This is a genomic window from Streptomyces sp. NPDC046716 (assembly GCF_040645755.1).
Lineage (GTDB): Bacteria > Actinomycetota > Actinomycetes > Streptomycetales > Streptomycetaceae > Streptomyces.
The window spans coordinates 120,004-137,832 of the sequence record NZ_JBEYYU010000011.1; the positions used below are offsets into that span (position 1 = coordinate 120,004).

Below are 17,829 nucleotides of genomic sequence, written 5' to 3' on the forward strand. Positions count from 1 at the left end.
CAGACTCGGCTCATGGACTGGAACCGTTACCGCTTCCGCAGTGTCTGGCTCCTCCCCGCGCCGCCGGCCGCCGTGTTCGCGGTCCTGGAGAAGGCCGACGAGTATCCGGCCTGGTGGCCGCAGGTGCGGTCGGTGACGCCGCTGAACGACATCAGCGGCGTCGCCGTCTTCCGGTCCTTCCTGCCCTACGAGCTGACGGTCGTGGCCCGCGAGCGGCGCCACGACCCGGCCGGCGGGGTCCTGGAGATCGGGCTGAGCGGGGACCTCGACGGGTGGGCGCGGTGGACGCTGCGGGCCCGCCCGTTCGGCGGCACGCGGGCCGTCTACGAGCAGGAGGTGGAGGTGCGCAGACCCCTGATGCGGCGCTTCGCCGTACCCGGACGGCCCGTCTTCCTCGCCAATCACGCATGGATGATGCGCGGCGGCCGACGCGGCCTGACCGCCCTGCTGCGACCGGTTTGAACACAGGGCGTCGCGACCTGTATTGTTCAACGCGTTCCCGGGCGATTAGCTCAGTGGGAGAGCGCTTCGTTCACACCGAAGAGGTCACTGGTTCGAACCCAGTATCGCCCACCCGGAGAATGACCGGTCCGCCGATTCGGCGGGCCGGTTTTCTGTTGTCCGCGCGCATGCGGGCATGGCTGTGCCAGGGATCCGCCCGACGGGGACGAGCCCCACGCGGACGGGAGAAGGTCAGGCCGCGGCGGGCAGTTCCGGTCGCAGCGGCCACGCGGGGTCCACCGCCTCCGGAGTGCCCGAGCGGGCGAACCAGGCCTGAAGGCCGCGCGCCTGGGCCGCGTGCCAGACCGCCTGGAGGGTGTGGAGCTCGGCGGGGGAGAGGCGTTCGAGCCGGGTCGCGAACCGGCGGCCCACCGCACGGACCACGTCGAGCGCCGCCTGGGCGTCGGCCGCCGCGTCGTGCGCCTCGGCCAGCTCGACCTCGTAGTGCGCGCACAGATCCGTCAGCGTGCGGCGGCCCTTGCGGTAGCGGTCGAGATGCTTGTCCAGGACCCGCGGATCGAGCACGCAGAGCGGGCGGTTCTCCAGGTACCGGGTGAGGGACGAGGCGCGGTGGCGCTTCAACTCCCGGTCCAGCAGGGTCAGATCGAAGGGGGCGTTCATCACGACGAGCGGGCGCCCGGCCGCCGCCTGCTCGGCGAGGGCGCGGCCCATCTCCTCCATCACCGGCGCCGGCCAGCGGCCGTTGCGCTGCAGGTGCCCGTCGGTCAGGCCGTGTATCTCCGTCGCGCCGGGCGGCACCGGCACCCCCGGATTGACCAGCCACCGGGACACCCGCGGACGGGAGCCCGCGACGTCCTGCACCACGAGCGCCGCCGACACGATGCGGTCGCTCTCCACGTCCACACCCGTGGTCTCCGTGTCGAAGGCCGCCAGGGGGCCTTCGTACCAGCACGTCATGTGCCATCAACTCCTTCTTCACGTACGGCAGATGACGTCATGTCGACGTATGGTCCCCTGCCCGTTCCGGTGATACCCGGGCCGTTTGCGTCGTACGCCGAGCGGTGACAACACAGATACGAGTCATGGCAGTTCAGCGGGGTGCCATTGACCCGGGCTTGATCAAACTCTTGATCCCGGCGGGGATTCATCTTTCCGAAAGGCCAGTTGCACCATGGCGCTCGCGCAGCCCGAACAGGGCGGGCTGCTGCCCGAGCGGTTCGCACCGTCGCGCGGCACACTCGCCACCACCGCCTGCATGGAGACCCTCCAGGTGGGCTATCTGCACGCGGTGGCCGCGGCCGCCGGGTGCTCGCTCTCGCAGCCCTTTCCCGACAACGGCATCGACTGGCACGTCAGCCACAGCGCCCCCGGGCACACGGTCGACGACGAAGTCACCATCAAAGTGCAGCTCAAAGCGACGTATCAGGTCGCGCCGAACCCACCGGGCCCGGCCTTCTCCTTCACGCTCGACAACCCCCATCTGGAGAAGCTCGCCCGGACCCCGGTCTCGGTGCACAAGATCCTCGTCGTGATGCTCGTGCCGCGCTCCCAGCACGACTGGCTGCGCGCCAGTCACGACCGGCTCGACCTGCGGCACTGCTGTTACTGGACCAACCTCGCCGGACACCCGGTCACCGGCAGGCGCAGGACCACCGTCCGCATCCCGACCGCGCGGATCTTCGACGACCGCGCGCTGTGCGAGATCATGACCCGGGTCGGGACGGGCGGGCGGCCCTGACCGGGCAGACGAGCCCGGTACGAAGGGAGTTCGAGATGCAGCATCGCCCGATCGACGACCCCGTACGTCCGTTCGGCACGGTCCGCGCCCACCCCGTGGAGCCGGCCGGACCCGAGCCGGAGAACGTCGACCCCGCCGTGCTCAGCGCCCTGCTCCACCGGCACGGCTGGGAGCGGCGCGGCGGCGCGGCCGGGCGCTACGCCCGCTGGACGCTGCCCGGCCCCGGCGCCCGCACGAGCCTCCTCGTGCCGGAGAGCCGGGCCTTCCCCGACGCCGGGGAACTGCTCGGCGAGGTGCTGGTCGCCCTGGAGCGCAGCGGGACGCCGGCCGCCCGCGAGGTGCTGGTCTCGCTCGCCGTGCCGAGCGACGAGATCCGCTGGTGGCGCGATGTGCCGGCCGGTCCCGCGGGCGCTTCGGCCTGGGTGGTCGAGGAACAACTGCGCTCCGCGGCCCGGCGGATGCTGCTCGCCGGGGCGCTCGCCGCGCGGGGACGCGCCGGGTACTACGGCGCCCGGCACCGCAGGCCCGCCGCCGCGGCGCTGGAACAGGTGCTCGTCCAGGAGGCGCCCGGCGGCCGCCGCCTCACCGCGTTCCTCCCGATCGCCGTGGGACGCTCGCTCGCCGTCCGCCTCCACCAGGCGCTGTACGCGGTGCGCGAGGCCATCGACTACCGGCGGGCGACGGGCGGCATGGACGCCTTCGACGGCGCCGTCGGGGCCGGGGTGAGCCATGAACTGACCGAGGCGCTGGTCGCGCTGGTGCGGGGTACGGAGGGCGCGCGGGTCGGCGTCGCGTGGGCGCCCGGCGCCGGGGTGCCCGAGGAGTGCACGGACGGCGACGACCCCGTCGAGTTCTCCCCCGGCGACCTGGACGTGCTGCGGGCGGCGGGCGCCCGCTACCTGCACGCCGAGCCCGCCGTCTCGGTCCGCGTCACCGGCACCGTCGTGCGCCTGGCCCGGAGCGGGCCGCGCGGCGAGGGCACGGTGCGGCTGCGCGTCATCGCGGGCGCCGAGGTGCCGCACGTGCGGATGACGCTGGACGAGGAGGCGTACCGGATAGCGGGCCACGCGCACCTGGTGGGCCTGCCGATCCGGGTGCACGGACGCCTGGAGAGCCGCGGCGGCTTCCGCCGGCTGACCGGCGCGAGCGGCGTCGTGCCCGTCCAGGTGGAGGAGGCCGAGCGGGACCGCCTGATGAAGTCGCTCCAGGAGAACCTGGACTTCTTCGAGGAGGCGTGCGCGGGCGACGACTAGCCGAACTTGTGCGCGTACAGGTCCCTGAGCAGGGCGATCTCCGCGCCGTGGTGCAGCATCTCGCGGTTGATGTGCAGGACGAGGCCCGCCATCGGCGCCTGCGCGTACGGGCCCTCCTCGCCGCACGGCCGCTCGAGGGCCTCCTCGTCGAGGCCGCGCACCCCGGCCAGCCAGCGCTCGACCTCCACATCGAGCCGGTCCAGCGCCTCGGCGGCCGTCGCCGGGTACGGGTACGTCGCGTAGTCCACGGCGGGGCCGCCGAAGTGCCAGGCGCTGCGCATGCCGAGCACGCCGACCAGGATGTGGTTGAGGCGCCAGGCGATCGTGGTGACGGGCGCCGGGTCCGGCGGGGGAAAGGCCCAGTCGATGGTGAGGCGGCCGTCGGGGCCCGGACGCACGGTCCAGCAGTCCGGCACCGGCTGCCAGAAGTACTCGTCGTCGGTGAGGCCGGCCAGCCGGTCGCGCAGCTGATGCCGCCAGTGCCAGTCCAGCTGGTCGGCGAGGAGCGTGTTCCAGGGGAGTGCCATGCCGCCCACGCTAGGCGCGGGCCCGCGTCGATGCTCGTCGACCGGTTAACCGTTTCGCGAGCGCCCCCGGTGACTCGGTACGATCGCTTCTGCGCGCGTCACAGGTAATGGCGCGGCGTTCCATCTTCAGGTAGGAGAAGACCGGTGTCTGACGTCCGTGTGATCATCCAACGCGATTCCGAGCGGGAAGAGCGCGTGGTGACGCCGGGCACTACGGCCGCCGAGCTCTTCGCCGGGGAGCGCAGCATCGTCGCGGCCCGTGTCGGCGGCGAGCTCAAGGACCTGGCGTACGCCGTGCAGGACGGCGAGGAGGTCGAGCCGGTCGAGATCTCCTCCGAGGACGGTCTCGACATCCTGCGGCACTCCACCGCCCACGTCATGGCGCAGGCCGTCCAGGAGCTGTTCCCGGACGCCAAGCTGGGCATCGGCCCGCCCATCAAGGACGGCTTCTACTACGACTTCGACGTCAAGGAGCCGTTCACCCCCGAGGACCTCAAGCGCGTCGAGAAGAAGATGCAGGAGATCCAGAAGCGGGGCCAGAAGTTCTCCCGCCGGGTCACCACCGACGAGGCCGCCCGCGTCGAGCTGGCCGACGAGCCGTACAAGCTGGAGCTCATCGGCCTGAAGGGCAACGCGGCGCAGGCCGCCGACGGCGCGGACGCCGAGGTGGGCGGCGGCGAGCTGACCATCTACGACAACCTCGACGCCAAGACCGGCGACCTGTGCTGGAAGGACCTCTGCCGCGGCCCGCACCTGCCGTCGACCCGGGTCATCCCCGCGTTCAAGCTGATGCGCTCGGCCGCCGCCTACTGGCGCGGCAGCGAGAAGAACCCGCAGCTCCAGCGCATCTACGGCACCGCGTGGCCGACCAAGGACGAGCTCAAGGGCTACCTCGACTTCCTCGCCGAGGCCGAGAAGCGCGACCACCGCAAGCTGGGCGCCGAGCTGGACCTGTTCTCCTTCCCGGAGGAGCTGGGCCCGGGCCTTGCGGTCTTCCACCCCAAGGGCGGCGTGATCCGCAAGGTCATGGAGGACTACTCGCGGCGCCGTCACGAGGTCTCCGGCTACGAGTTCGTGAACACCCCGCACATCTCCAAGGAAGGCCTCTTCCACACCTCGGGCCACCTGCCGCACTACGCGGAGGGCATGTTCCCGGCGATCGAGTTCGACGAGCAGAACTACCGCCTCAAGGCGATGAACTGCCCGATGCACAACCTGATCTTCAAGTCCCGCGGCCGTTCCTACCGCGAACTGCCGCTGCGGCTCTTCGAGTTCGGCACCGTGTACCGCTACGAGAAGTCCGGCGTCGTGCACGGCCTGACCCGCTCGCGCGGCTTCACCCAGGACGACTCGCACATCTACTGCACCAAGGAGCAGATGGGCGAGGAGCTCGACAAGCTGCTCACCTTCGTCCTCGACCTGCTGCGCGACTACGGCCTGACCGACTTCGAGCTGGAGCTGTCCACCCGCGACGACTCCGACAAGTTCATCGGCTCGGACGAGGACTGGGCGGAGGCCACCGAGGCGCTGCGCGAGGCCGCCGAGAAGCAGGGCCTTCCGCTGGTCGCCGACCCGGGCGGCGCCGCGTACTACGGCCCGAAGATCTCGGTGCAGGTCAAGGACGCCATCGGCCGGTCCTGGCAGATGTCGACCCTCCAGGTGGACTTCAACCAGCCCAAGCGCTTCGGCCTGGAGTACACCGCGGCGGACGGCTCGCGCCAGCAGCCCGTCATGCTGCACCGCGCCCTGTTCGGTTCGATCGAGCGGTTCTTCGGCGTGCTCCTGGAGCACTACGCGGGCGCGTTCCCGGCGTGGCTGGCCCCGGTCCAGGCCGTCGGCATCCCGATCGGCGACGGGCACGTGGAGTACCTCCAGGAGTTCGCGGAGAAGGCCCGTGCCCAGGGTCTGCGCGTCGAGGTCGACGCCTCCTCGGACCGCATGCAGAAGAAGATCCGCAACCAGCAGAAGGCCAAGGTGCCCTTCATGGTCATCGCGGGCGACGAGGACATGAACGCCGGTTCGGTGTCCTTCCGCTACCGCGACGGCTCGCAGGAGAACGGCATCCCGGTCGACGAGGCCATCGCGAAGATCGCGAAGGTCGTCGAGGAGCGGGCGCAGGTCTGATCCTCAGTCCTTGCCGTCGGAGGCCCCCGGGGAGTTCCCCGGGGGCCTCTCCCCTTCCCGCGCGAAGACCTGCAGCAGCCACGACGAGAACGTGCCGGTGACCGCGCCCAGCAGCGCCAGACCGCAGGCCATCACGCCCACCGCGATGAGCCGCCCGAGCGGGGTCACCGGCGCCAGATCGCCGTAGCCCACGGTCGACAGCGTCGTGCAGGTGAACCACACCGCGTCGCCGTACGTGAGGATGTCCGCGCCGGGCGCCGTGCGCTCCTGCTGGTACAGGGCGAGCGAGCCCGCGAAGCCGAGCAGGGTCACCGACACACCCGCGTACGCGATCACTCGCGCGTGCAGCCCCAGCCGCGGCCTGTCGTGGTGGGCCTGCACCGTCTCGTAGGTCTGCACGATCTGCACGGGACGCAGCAGCGGCAGCACCAGCACCACCGTGTCCAGCCAGTGCTTGCGCACGAAGCGCGGCCAGCGCTGCCCGCTGAGCCGCCGGCGCACCCCGTAGTCGACGGCGAAGACGGCCCAGGACGCGAGCGTCACGGCGAGGCACAGATTCCGTACGGTGGCGGGCAGGTCGTGCACCAGGACCCTGACCGCGTAACTGGCGAGGTAGAGCAGGGAGGCCACGGCGAGCACGGCGCCGTTGTACCGCTCCCAGCGGGCGAGAGGGCTGTCCGTCATCCGCACAGCATCGCGTGCGGCCACCCGGTATCCCACCCGGCGACACGCTGTCCCGAGGTCACGCCATATGCTGCACTTCATGACGAGTGAGCCGGAGCAGCAGGTCGGTCCAGTGGGTGAACCGGACGGATTCGGGCGTCTGTGGACCCCGCACCGCATCGCCTACATCCAGGGCGAGGGCAAACCGACGGGCCCCGGAGCCGACGACGGCTGTCCCTTCTGCGCCGCTCCCGGCAAGACCGACGAGGACGCGCTGATCGTGGCGCGCGGCGAGCACGTCTTCGCGATCCTCAACCTGTACCCGTACAACGGCGGGCACATGATGGTGCTGCCCTACCGGCACGTCGCCGACTACACCGACCTCGACGACGCGGAGACCGCCGAGCTGGCCGTCTTCACCAAGCACGCGATGACCGCGCTGCGGGCCGCCTCCGGGGCGCACGGATTCAACATCGGCATGAACCAGGGCGCGGTCGCCGGCGCCGGCATCGCCGCGCACCTGCACCAGCACGTCGTCCCGCGCTGGGGCGGCGACACAAACTTCATGCCGGTCGTCGGCCACACCAAGGTGCTGCCGCAGATGCTCGCCGACACCCGGACCGCGCTCGCCAAGGCGTGGCCGACCGCCTGACACATCCGTCGTTTCCGTGCCTGACGGCGGATCCGGGGTGACCCGGGTCCGCCCGTTCCCGTGCCCTACGCGATCCAGTGCGGCCGGTGCGCCGAAGCGGCCGGGCCGGGCTCCTCGGCCAGCGCGCGGGCCAGCCGCTGCACCGCCTCGGAGAGCGTGTCCGGCGGCAGGGTGAACGGGATGCGCAGCCGGTTCTCGAACAGGCCCGGATCCGTACCGAAGTAGCCGCCGCCCTCGATCCGCACCCCGTGCGCGAGCGCCCGTTCGGCCAGCGCCGAGGAGACCGGCGCGCCCAGGTCGACCCAGAGCGAGAGGCCGCCGGACGGGATGCGCCACGACCACCCGGGCGTGTACCGGCGCAGCGCCCCGGTGAGCGCGGCACGGTTCTCGCGCAGACGGTCGAGATGGCCGGGCAGCAGATCGTCCGTCCTGGTCAGCAGGGCGAGCGCCAGGAGCTGGTCCACGACCGAACCGCCCATGTCGGTCGCCACGCGCTGCGCCGCCAGCTCCGTCACCAGACGGGCGGGGGCGCGCAGCCAGCCGATCCGCAGACCCGCCCAGTGCGTCTTGCTCAGGGACCCGGTCGTGACGACCTTGCCCGCAGCCTCGGCCGTGCCGTGCGCCGCGAACGGCGCCGGAGCCGGTGCGTCGAGCGCCAGCTCCGCCAGGGTCTCGTCGACGATCAGCCAGGTCCCGGAGCGGTGCGCGGCCGCCAGCACCCGGGCCCGCGCGGCGGGCGGCATCAGCCGGCCCGTGGGGTTGTGGAAGTCCGGGATCAGATAGCCGAGCCGCGGCACGGAGCGGCGCAGCGTCGACTCGACGATCTCGACGTCCCAGCCGTCGGTGCCGTCGGTGCCGTCGGTGCCGTCGGTGTCGTCGCCTTCGCCTTCGCCGGTGGGTCCTTCCGTCACGGGGACCGACACCGTGCGCAGCCCGCCGCGGCGCAGCGCCTCCAGGGCGTTCGGGTAGGACGGGTTCTCGACCATGACCCGGTCCCCGGCCCTCGCCAGCAGGGCCAGAGCGAGCGACAGACCGTGCTGGGCGCCCGAGGTGACCAGGATCTGCTCGGGCGTCGTGGCCAGACCGCGCGCCGTGAACCGGTCGGCGATCACCGCCCGCAACTCCGGCAGCCCGTACGGGTGGTAGCCCAGGGTGCCCGCGTGCCCGGCCGCCCGCGGGGCGATCTCGGTGAGGGTGTCGGCGAGGATCTGCCCGGGCAGCGCGGCGGCGGCCCTGGCCAGGTCGATCGCGGTGTCCTCGGGGCGCAGCAGCCGGCTGACGCCCTTCGCGGCATGGCCCGCGGGCAGCGCGGTCCAGGTGCCGGAGCCCTGCCGGCTGTGCGCGTACCCGCTCTCGCGCAGCAGGTCGTACAGGGCCGTGACCGTGGTCCGGCTGGTGCCGAGCGCCGTCGCCAGTTCCCGCTCGGCGGGCAGCCGCACATGCAGCGCGAGCCGCCCGTCGAGGATCAACTCGCCGATGGCGTGCGCCAGATGACGGTAGGCGGGCCTGGCCTGCGCCGGGTCGGGCAGCAGCGCGGCGAGCCGGCGGGCCCCGACGGTCCGGGGTGTCCGGGCGCCGGGACCGGCGGCTTCGGCGTGCCCGGAGGCGTCCTCGGAACCGGAAACCACACCATTCTCCTGCGATTGGCCCTGCATGTCGGGCCAATCAATCTACAGAGTGACGGCATTGGCCCTGAAGCCGCCCTTCCGCGGCACGTGCCCCGTCTCCGGAGAGCTGATGTCCCTGTCGTACCTCCCGCTGCGCGAACGGCCCGCCCGCCGGCTGCCGCAGCTCGTCGCCGGCCTGTTCCTGTACGGGTTCAGCGTCGCGCTCATGATCCGCTCGGGCCTCGGCCTCGCGCCGTGGAGCGTCCTCAACGAAGGGCTCGCCCGCCACGTCCCGCTCAGCTTCGGCACGCTCACCAACCTGATCGGCGTGGCCGTCCTGCTGCTGTGGATCCCGCTGCGCCAGCGGCCCACTCTGGGCACCTTCGCGAACATCCTCACCGTGGGCTGGTCCTGCGACCTGGGACTGTGGCTGCTGCCCCCGGGGCCCGCGCTCCCGGTCCGCGCCGCACTGCTCGCGGCCGGGATCCTCCTCAACGGGCTCTCGATCGCCGTCTACGTCGGCGCCCGCTGCGGGCCCGGTCCGCGCGACGGCCTGATGACCGGCCTCACCGCCCTGACGGGACGCAGCGTGCGTGCCGTCCGCACCGCCATCGAGATCGTGGTCCTCGCCACCGGCTGGCTGCTCGGCGGGGGAGTGGGCGTCGGCACGGTGCTCTACGCGGTGGCGGTGGGGCCGGTGGCGCAGTACTGGATGCCCCGGTTCACGTACCGCGAGCGGCGCGACCAGGGTCCTGACCGCGCCGCCGCCGCTACGCGTCGTACACGTCGGCCTTGCGCGGAGACGGGTCCTGGACCAGGCCGCTGAGCACGCCGGAGCGGTTGCCGAACTTCTCGGTGTCCACGCCGTGCTCATCGAGGACCTTGAGGGCCGCGGCGTGCACCACCCGCAGCACCGGGGTCGCGGTGCGCAGCGCGTCGTCCGCCATGAAGCGGTGCCGCCAGGGCTGGTCGGCCCAGGCGTGCCGCAGTCCGAACGGCTCGGGCAGGACCAGGCTGCCGCCCAGGTAGTCGAGGAGCGGCGGGTAGTAGGAGAAGGGGGCGCGGACGGCGATCCGGACGGCGTCGTCGGCCTCGATCAGCGGGAGCGACTTGTCCGTCGTCTCCCAGAACCGTATGGACTTGGCGACCGTCTTCGTCTTGCCCTCGGGCTTCGACGTGAACAGGGAGTGCACCGGGCCCAGCGCGTGCCCGGTCACCTCGATGCGCAGCGTCTCGTGCAGCACCGTCACCGTGATCAGCATCGTGATCACCAACTGGCCGTCCCAGAGCGTGAACTGGACACCCAGGTAGTGCCGGTCGCCGCTGCCGAACTGCTGCTCGTTGCAGATCCGCTGTATCTCGTGCTGCTTGATCTGGAACGCCTCGACGTCCTCGCCCGTGGGGCGGGCCACCGCCTTCGCGTTCTCCCCGACCGGGGTGACGATCCAGTGCTTGATCGACGGGGTCGGGAAGCCGCCCGTGTGCAGCGGGCCCCGCTCCAGCATCCGCAGCTGGTCGTGGATCACCCGGATGACGTCCCAGCTGCGGAACGGGTGGATCTCCTTGCCGGGCTCGCGCGAGACCAGGTCCTCGGCGAGCTGCCAGCTGCCCCAGCGGGTGCCCATGCCCAGGATGCCCTTGGGGCCCGCGTAGAAGACCGTGTTCGACTGCTGCTCCGCGGTCAGCTTGGCCAGGCTCTGGCGCAGCTGCTCGGCCGCGGTCTCGCCGGGGCTGCCGGGCACCGCCTCCGGGATCTTCGCGCCGATGCCGCCGCCGGAGAGCAGCCCGTCCCACCGGTCGCGCAGATCCTGCGCGGTCCGCTCGCAGACCCGCCGCGCCCAGAACGCGCCGATCACGGGAGCGACGAAGCACGCCCGCAGGTACCAGGCCCAGAAACCGCCGAACGGCAGCTTGATCAGCAGGATCACGATGCCGACGCCGACGATGGCCATGATCGTCGTGGCGATCGCCGCCCGGCCGTGCGCCGCGCGCTCGTGCTTCTTCGCCTCGCGCTGCGCCCCCGCGCCCTTGCCCGCGGCCTCCTTGACCTCCTTCTCGGCCAGCGCCACCGCCGCCTGGTTGCGCTGGCGGATCTGGAACGCGGCCAGCCACAGCAGGAATCCGGGCAGGAACAGAAAACCGAAGACCACGGTGATGAGCGTGAGCAGACGGTCGCGCTGCCGCCGGATGTTGTTCGCCGCGAGACAGTGCTCGACGACGACCTGGGGCTCGGTGCCGAAGGACTGGATCAGGGGCTTGCGGCCGCCGCCCAGCATCCGCAGCTGCACCGCGCGTGAGAACGCCTCGCCGAGATTGGGCGCGAACAGCGACGACTTGCCGCTCTTCATCTCGGATTTGTGCCAGTCGTTGTTGGCTTCCTCGATCTTGACCGCCGGGTCGTCGCGGTACGCCGCCGAGGCGATGGCGAACGTCGCCGCGGTCTGTCCCGCGGAACCCTGCAGCGGGACCTGGGCCCCGGGCCTGAAATCGAATGCGTCGTCCGCCACTGCCGCCCCCATCGCCGCATGTCGTCGCTGCTGCGGCTCTTCCCGACTTCCCTGCCCCGCACACCTGTTGATCGGTTCATCGGCTTGATGATGTTGATCGTCGACCAGCGTAACGGCCCCCGCCGACATCCGTCCCTCCAAGCGGGATGTCGGCGGTCGCGGGGGCCGGCCGTTCCCCGGCTAGGGAGCCGTGTCGCCGGCCTGTTCGCGGATCCGGTCGCCGATCTGCGGGGGCATCGGCTCGTGCCGGGCGTACCGGCGGCTGAAGCGGGCCGTGCCGTGCGACAGGGAGCGCAGGTCGACCGCGTACCGGCCGATCTCGATCTCCGGCACCTCGGCCCGGACGAGAGTGCGGCCGCCCGGGGCCTGTTCGGTGCCGACGACGCGGCCGCGCCGCCCGGACAGGTCGCTCATCACGGCCCCCACGTAGTCGTCGCCGACCAGGACCTGGACCTCGGCCACCGGCTCCAGGAGATGGATCCGGGTGTCGGCGGCGGCCTCCCGCAGCGCGAGCGCCCCCGCCGTCTGGAACGCCGCGTCCGAGGAGTCCACCGAGTGCGCCTTGCCGTCGAGCAGTGTCACGCGCACGTCGATCAGCGGATACCCGGCGGCGACCCCCTTCGTGGCCTGCGCCCGCACCCCCTTCTCCACGGACGGGATGAACTGCCGCGGCACGGCCCCGCCGACGACCTTGTCCACGAACTGGATGCCCGAGCCGCCGGGCAGCGGTTCCACCTCGATCTCGCAGATCGCGTACTGCCCGTGCCCGCCGGACTGCTTCACATGGCGGCCGCGCCCCGCCGACCGGCCCGCGAACGTCTCGCGCAGGGAGACCTTGTGCGCGACGACGTCGACCTGGACGCCGTAGCGGCTGCGCAGCCGCTCCAGCGCGACGTCCGCGTGCGCCTCGCCCAGACACCACAGCACCACCTGATGGGTGTCCTGGTTCTGTTCGAGCCGCATCGTCGGGTCCTCCGCGACCAGCCGCGACAGGCCCTGCGACAGCTTGTCCTCGTCGGCCTTGCTGTGCGCCTGGATCGCCAGCGGCAGCAGCGGGTCCGGCATGTCCCACGGCGTCATCAGCAGCGGGTCGTCCTTCGCGGAGAGGGTGTCGCCGGTCTCCGCGCGGTTCAGCTTCGCCACGCAGGCGAGATCGCCCGCGATGCAGTGCGTGAGGGTCCGCTGCTGTTTGCCGAACGGCGCCGACAGCGCCCCGATCCGCTCGTCCAGATCGTGATCCTCGTGGCCGCGGTCGGCGAGCCCGTGCCCCGAGACGTGCACCGTCTCGTCCGGGCGCAGGGTGCCGGAGAAGACCCGGACGAGAGAGACCCGGCCGACATAGGGGTCGGAGGCGGTCTTCACGACCTCCGCCACGAGCGGGCCGTCCGGATCGCAGGACGGGATCGCGCGGGCCGCGCCGCCGGGCGTCGCCACGGGCGGCGCCGCCCGCTCCAGCGGACTCGGGAAACCACCCGTGACCAGCTCCAGGAGTTCGACCGTCCCGATGCCCTGCCGTCCGCCCTCGGCGGCCGGGGCCGCGGCGAGGACCGGGTGGAAGACGCCGCGCGCCACGGCCCGCTCCAGGTCCTCGACGAGCGTCTTCACGTCGACGTCCTCGCCGCCCAGATAGCGGTCCATCAGGGTCTCGTCCTCGCTCTCCGCGATGATCCCCTCGATGAGCCGGTTGCGGGCCTCCTCGATCCGCGGCAGCTGCCCGGCGTCGGGCTCGGACTCCTTGCGCTCGCCCGACGCGTAGTCGTACAGCCGCCGGGAGAGCAGCCCCATCAGCCCCGTCACCGACGCGCGCCCGTCGGCGCCCGGCGCGCCGTGCAGCGGCAGGTACAGGGGCAGCACGGCGTCGGGGTCGTCGCCGCCGAAGGACTCGGCGCAGGCACGGGTCACGTCTTCGAAGCCGGCCCGCGCCGCCTCCAGGTGGGTCACCACGATGGCCCGCGGCATGCCGACCGCCGCGCACTCGTCCCACACCATCCGGGTGGCCCCGGCCATGGTCTCGGGCCCGTCCGCCGCCGAGACGACGAAAAGGGCCGCGTCCGCGGCCCGCAGACCTGCCCTGAGCTCCCCGACGAAATCCGCGTAGCCGGGGGTGTCCAGAAGATTGATCTTGAAGCCGCCCCATTCCACCGGGACGAGGGAGAGCTGGACCGAGCGCTGCTGGCGGTGCTCGATCTCGTCGTAGTCGGAGACGCACGTGCCGTCCTCGACCCGGCCCGCCCTGTTCACCGCGCCCGCGGTCAGTGCGAGCGCCTCCACCAGGGTCGTCTTGCCCGATCCGCTGTGGCCGACCAGCACCACATTCCGTACGGACGCGGGATGGTCGGCCGTCGTCGCCCTGCCGGCGGCTCCGGGATGTCCGTTCGCCTTGTCGCCCATGTGTCCTTGCCTCCCGGTTCATATCCACGGTGAGGTGGCCCTCGTCGGGGCCGTGGTCACGGCAGGCGGACACGCGAATCCGCGTGTTGGGAGGCGGCTTCGGCGACGCCCGCGGTGCCTTCGAGCTTTCCACTCCGGTCACGGTGCGTCCATACGTCGTACGAGATCGCACGCGCGCGTGGTGGCCCGGCGGCCTTATCCGGGCGCGCGTGGCTACGATGGGCCAGCCGGTGGCCAGAGGGGTCGCGCGGCACCGACCCTCGGGAAGGCCATGCTGAACAAGTACGCGCGTGCATTCTTCACGCGTGTCCTCACACCGTTCGCCGCGTTTCTCATCCGTCGCGGGGTGAGCCCCGACACGGTCACACTCCTCGGCACGGCCGGAGTGATGGCGGGAGCGCTGGTCTTCTTCCCGCGCGGGGAATTCTTCTGGGGCACGGTCGTCATCACGTTGTTCGTCTTCTCGGACCTCGTGGACGGCAACATGGCGCGCCAGCTCGGCCGCTCCAGCCGCTGGGGCGCCTTCCTGGACTCCACGCTCGACCGGGTCGCCGACAGCGCCATCTTCGGCGGTCTCGCGCTCTGGTACGCGGCCGGCGGCGACGACATCACGCTGTGCGCGGTGTCCATCTTCTGCCTCGCCAGCGGCCAGGTCGTCTCCTACACGAAGGCTCGTGGAGAATCGATCGGCCTGCCGGTCGCCGTGAACGGTCTGGTCGAGCGCGCCGAGCGGCTCGTCATCACGCTCGTGGCCGCGGGCTTCGCGGGTCTGCACAAGTTCGGCGTGCCCGGCATTCAGTACCTGCTGCCCGTCGCGCTGTGGATCGTCGCGGTCGGCAGCCTCGTCACGCTGATCCAGCGCGTGGTGACGGTGCGCCGCGAGTCCGCCGAGGCCGAGGCGGCCGCGTCGGCCCAGGAGGAGACCGCCTCGTGAGCGGCGCGCAGGAACGGATCACCGACGCGTTGTACGGGCTCGGCTGGGCCGGGGTCAAGAAGCTGCCCGAACCGGTCGCCGGCCGCCTGGGCCGGACCATCGCGGACGCCGTCTGGAAGAAGCGCGGCAAGGGCGTGCTCCGCCTGGAGGCCAACCTCGCGCGCGTGGTGCCCGACGCGAGCCCCGAGCACCTGGCACGGCTGTCCAAGGCCGGCATGCGTTCGTACCTGCGCTACTGGATGGAGTCCTTCCGGCTCCCCACCTGGAGCAAGGACCGCATCAGGAACGGCTTCGCGCCCCAGGACGTCCACCACCTCGTCGACGGCCTCGCCGCCGGCAAGGGCGTCGTCCTCGCCCTGCCCCACATGGGCAACTACGACCTCGCGGGCGCCTGGGTCACCACGAAGCTGGAGACCCCTTTCACGACGGTCGCCGAGCGGCTCAAGCCGGAGACCCTCTACGACCGGTTCGTCGCCTACCGCGAGGGCCTCGGCATGGAGGTGCTTCCGCACACCGGCGGCGCCGCCTTCGGCACGCTGGCGCGCCGGCTGCGGGCGGGCGGCCTCGTCTGCCTGGTCGCCGACCGGGACCTGTCCTCGTCGGGCGTCGAGGTGAAGTTCTTCGGCGAGCAGACCCGGATGCCGGCCGGCCCGGCCATGCTCGCCCAGCAGACCGGCGCGCTGCTGCTGCCGGTCACCCTCTGGTACGACGATTCGGCGGTCATGCGCGGCCGCGTCCACCCGCCCATCGACGTGCCGGAGACAGGCACCCGCGCCGAGAAGACGTCTGTCATGACGCAGGCGCTGGCCGATGCCTTCGCCACGGGGATCGCCGACCATCCGGAGGACTGGCACATGCTGCAGCGCTTGTGGCTGGCGGATCTGACCGACTTCGAGGAGCGGCCGGCGTGAGGATCGGAATCGTCTGCCCGTACTCCTGGGACGTGCCGGGCGGCGTCCAGTTCCACATCCGCGATCTGGCGGAGCACCTCATCGCCCTGGGACACGAGGTCTCCGTCCTCGCCCCCGCGGACGACGAGACCCCCCTGCCGCCGTACGTCGTCTCGGCCGGCCGCGCGGTGCCCGTCCCGTACAACGGGTCGGTCGCGCGCCTCAACTTCGGGTTCCTGAGCGCCGCGCGGGTACGCCGCTGGCTGCACGACGGCACCTTCGACGTGATCCACATCCACGAGCCGGCGTCGCCGTCCCTCGGGCTGCTCGCCTGCTGGGCGGCGCAGGGTCCGATCGTCGCCACCTTCCACACGTCCAATCCCCGCTCGCGCGCGATGATCGCGGCGTACCCGATCCTGCAGCCCGCGCTGGAGAAGATCAGCGCGCGCATCGCCGTGAGCGAGTACGCCCGCCGCACTCTCGTCGAACACCTCGGCGGCGACGCGGTCGTCATCCCCAACGGCGTCGACGTCGACTTCTTCGCGCGGGCCGAGCCGAAGCCGGAGTGGCAGGGCGACACCCTCGGCTTCATCGGGCGGATCGACGAGCCCCGCAAGGGCCTGCCCGTCCTCATGAAGGCGCTGCCGAAGATCCTTGCCGAACGCCCGCAGACACGGCTGCTGGTCGCGGGCCGCGGCGACGAGGAGGAGGCCGTCGCCTCGCTCCCCGCGGAGATGCGCGAGCGCGTCGAGTTCCTCGGCATGGTCAGCGACGAGGACAAGGCGCGGCTGCTCGCCAGCGTCGACGTGTACGTCGCCCCGAACACCGGCGGCGAGTCCTTCGGCATCATCCTGGTCGAGGCGATGTCGGCGGGCGCTCCCGTGCTCGCCTCCGACCTGGACGCCTTCGCCCAGGTCCTCGACCAGGGCGCGGCCGGCGAACTCTTCGCCAACGAGGACGCCGACACACTGGCCGGAGCGGCCCTCAAACTGCTCGGCGACCCCCAGCGCCGCACCGAACTGCGCGAACGCGGCAGCAAGCACGTACGCCGCTTCGACTGGTCGACGGTCGGCGCCGACATCCTGTCCGTGTACGAGACGGTGACCCAGGGCGCGGCGGCGGTCGCGGAGGACGAACGAATGGGCCGCTTCAGGTCCCGCTTCGGCCTGGCCCGCGACTGACGACCCCGCCTGGTGGCGGGCGGAGCCTGTTCTCGGGGGTGCCGGGAGCCGCGAACGAGGGCGGCGCCTGGTGGCGGGCGGAGCTTGTTCTCGGGGCGCGGGGAGCCGCGACGAGGGTGGCGCCCGTCGGCGCACGGTGGACGCCCCTGACGGCGAGCGGAGCTCGTTCTCAGGGGCGCGGGGAACTGCGCGAACAGCCACGACGAGAGCCGCACCCGACGACCCACCGCCGCACGCAAGCCCGAACCGAACAGCACCCCGCGCAGAGCCGCCCGCACGGTGACGCCCCGCGCCGACGGTAGCCTTTCCGCCCGTGACCGCCACCCTGATCTGGATCGCCGTAGCCCTCTTCGCGATCGGGCTCTATCTGAGCTGGACCGCGGGCCGCCTGGACCGCCTGCACGCCCGTATCGACGCGGCCCGCGCCGCCCTCGACGCCCAACTCCTGCGCCGCGCCTCGGTCGCCCAGGAACTGGCCACGTCCGGCGTGCTCGACCCGGCCGCCTCCATCGTGCTGTACGAGGCGGCGCACGCGGCCCGGCAGGCCGAGGAGGAACAGCGCGAGGTCGCCGAGAGCGAACTCAGCCAGGCGCTCAGGGCGGTCTTCAACGAGCCCGACCAGGTCGAGGCGGTCCGGGAGGCCCCCGGTGGCGAGGAGGCCGCCGAGGAGCTGGCCCAGGCCGTGCGCCGGGTCCCCATGGCCCGCCGCTTCCACAACGACGCCGTCCGCGCGGCCCGCGCCCTGCGCCGCCACCGCACAGTCCGCTGGTTCCGGCTCGCGGGCCACGCGCCGTTCCCGATGGCGTTCGAGATGGACGACGAGCCTCCGGTGGCCCTCGCCGACCGCGCCACCGCCTGACCCGCCCGCCGCACGACCGGCCTGCCGATCGCAGGCAGAAG

General features: G+C 72.1%; 16 protein-coding genes and 1 tRNA gene. 11 read left to right on the forward strand and 6 right to left on the reverse strand.

Annotated elements, in window-relative coordinates; translation table 11 throughout:
* The first annotated feature begins 12 nt into the window (after nucleotides 1-12).
* Complete coding sequence (locus ABZ930_RS11535; protein WP_361545250.1) at nucleotides 13-462, forward strand: SRPBCC family protein; 450 nt, start codon at nucleotides 13-15, stop codon at nucleotides 460-462.
* Between the two features lie 39 nt (nucleotides 463-501).
* Nucleotides 502-573, forward strand: a tRNA-Val gene (locus ABZ930_RS11540).
* 120 nt (nucleotides 574-693) lie between these two features.
* On the opposite strand, the gene ABZ930_RS11545 is transcribed toward ABZ930_RS11540, so the two are convergent.
* Complete coding sequence (locus tag ABZ930_RS11545) at nucleotides 694-1,419, reverse strand: 3'-5' exonuclease (protein ID WP_361545253.1); 726 nt, start codon at nucleotides 1,417-1,419, stop codon at nucleotides 694-696.
* Between the two features lie 214 nt (nucleotides 1,420-1,633).
* On the opposite strand from ABZ930_RS11545, the gene ABZ930_RS11550 reads away from it, so the two are divergent.
* Nucleotides 1,634-2,200 carry a DUF4365 domain-containing protein gene (locus ABZ930_RS11550; RefSeq protein WP_361545256.1) on the forward strand — a complete coding sequence of 189 codons (567 nt, stop codon included), beginning with the start codon at nucleotides 1,634-1,636 and terminating at the stop codon, nucleotides 2,198-2,200.
* 35 nt (nucleotides 2,201-2,235) lie between these two features.
* Complete coding sequence (locus ABZ930_RS11555; RefSeq protein ID WP_361545259.1) at nucleotides 2,236-3,453, forward strand: hypothetical protein; 1,218 nt, start codon at nucleotides 2,236-2,238, stop codon at nucleotides 3,451-3,453.
* Here the strand turns inward: ABZ930_RS11555 and ABZ930_RS11560 are convergent.
* Nucleotides 3,450-3,980 (reverse strand): DinB family protein, encoded by a 531-nt coding sequence (locus ABZ930_RS11560; RefSeq protein ID WP_361545262.1) that lies wholly within the window; start codon nucleotides 3,978-3,980, stop codon nucleotides 3,450-3,452. The two genes, ABZ930_RS11555 and ABZ930_RS11560, sit on opposite strands and share 4 nt — an antisense overlap.
* Nucleotides 3,981-4,124: 144 nt before the next feature.
* On the opposite strand from ABZ930_RS11560, the gene thrS reads away from it, so the two are divergent.
* Nucleotides 4,125-6,104 (forward strand): threonine--tRNA ligase, encoded by a 1,980-nt coding sequence (gene thrS / locus ABZ930_RS11565; RefSeq protein ID WP_361545265.1) that lies wholly within the window; start codon nucleotides 4,125-4,127, stop codon nucleotides 6,102-6,104.
* Between the two features lie 3 nt (nucleotides 6,105-6,107).
* Here thrS and ABZ930_RS11570 read toward each other — a convergent pair whose 3' ends face one another.
* The gene (locus ABZ930_RS11570) at nucleotides 6,108-6,788 is read right to left on the reverse strand and encodes a potassium channel family protein (RefSeq protein WP_361545268.1); all 681 of its coding nucleotides are present in this window, start codon (nucleotides 6,786-6,788) and stop codon (nucleotides 6,108-6,110) included.
* Between the two features lie 67 nt (nucleotides 6,789-6,855).
* Between ABZ930_RS11570 and ABZ930_RS11575 the strand changes: the two genes are divergently transcribed.
* Nucleotides 6,856-7,419 (forward strand): HIT domain-containing protein, encoded by a 564-nt coding sequence (locus ABZ930_RS11575; RefSeq protein ID WP_361545271.1) that lies wholly within the window; start codon nucleotides 6,856-6,858, stop codon nucleotides 7,417-7,419.
* A 65-nt stretch (nucleotides 7,420-7,484) separates the two neighbouring features.
* Here ABZ930_RS11575 and ABZ930_RS11580 read toward each other — a convergent pair whose 3' ends face one another.
* Nucleotides 7,485-9,047, reverse strand: coding sequence for a PLP-dependent aminotransferase family protein (locus ABZ930_RS11580; protein ID WP_361545274.1), 1,563 nt, complete (start codon nucleotides 9,045-9,047; stop codon nucleotides 7,485-7,487).
* A 49-nt stretch (nucleotides 9,048-9,096) separates the two neighbouring features.
* Here ABZ930_RS11580 and ABZ930_RS11585 point away from each other — a divergent pair, with 49 nt between their 5' ends.
* The gene (locus ABZ930_RS11585; protein ID WP_361545277.1) at nucleotides 9,097-9,852 is read left to right on the forward strand and encodes a hypothetical protein; all 756 of its coding nucleotides are present in this window, start codon (nucleotides 9,097-9,099) and stop codon (nucleotides 9,850-9,852) included.
* Here ABZ930_RS11585 and ABZ930_RS11590 read toward each other — a convergent pair.
* Together ABZ930_RS11590 and ABZ930_RS11595 are read right to left on the reverse strand one after the other, a co-directional pair.
* Nucleotides 9,797-11,545 (reverse strand): hypothetical protein, encoded by a 1,749-nt coding sequence (locus ABZ930_RS11590; RefSeq protein WP_361545280.1) that lies wholly within the window; start codon nucleotides 11,543-11,545, stop codon nucleotides 9,797-9,799. The genes ABZ930_RS11585 and ABZ930_RS11590 overlap by 56 nt on opposite strands.
* Nucleotides 11,546-11,713: 168 nt before the next feature.
* Entirely contained in the window at nucleotides 11,714-13,924 is a 2,211-nt protein-coding gene (locus ABZ930_RS11595; protein ID WP_361545283.1) for an elongation factor G-like protein EF-G2, read from the reverse strand.
* 271 nt (nucleotides 13,925-14,195) lie between these two features.
* Here ABZ930_RS11595 and pgsA point away from each other — a divergent pair, with 271 nt between their 5' ends.
* The 4 genes from pgsA to ABZ930_RS11615 all read left to right on the forward strand — a co-directional run bounded on the left by pgsA (nucleotide 14,196) and on the right by ABZ930_RS11615 (nucleotide 17,788).
* Nucleotides 14,196-14,858: a phosphatidylinositol phosphate synthase gene (gene pgsA / locus ABZ930_RS11600; RefSeq protein ID WP_361545286.1), complete on the forward strand. Its 663-nt coding sequence runs from the start codon at nucleotides 14,196-14,198 to the stop codon at nucleotides 14,856-14,858.
* Nucleotides 14,855-15,769 carry a phosphatidylinositol mannoside acyltransferase gene (locus tag ABZ930_RS11605; RefSeq protein WP_361545289.1) on the forward strand — a complete coding sequence of 305 codons (915 nt, stop codon included), beginning with the start codon at nucleotides 14,855-14,857 and terminating at the stop codon, nucleotides 15,767-15,769. Before pgsA ends, ABZ930_RS11605 begins: the two co-directional genes overlap by 4 nt.
* Entirely contained in the window at nucleotides 15,766-16,929 is a 1,164-nt protein-coding gene (locus ABZ930_RS11610) for a glycosyltransferase family 4 protein (RefSeq protein ID WP_361545291.1), read from the forward strand. The genes ABZ930_RS11605 and ABZ930_RS11610 overlap by 4 nt, the downstream gene beginning before the upstream one ends.
* Before the next feature lie 313 nt (nucleotides 16,930-17,242).
* Nucleotides 17,243-17,788 (forward strand): hypothetical protein, encoded by a 546-nt coding sequence (locus ABZ930_RS11615; protein ID WP_361545294.1) that lies wholly within the window; start codon nucleotides 17,243-17,245, stop codon nucleotides 17,786-17,788.
* Nucleotides 17,789-17,829: the final 41 nt, after the last annotated feature.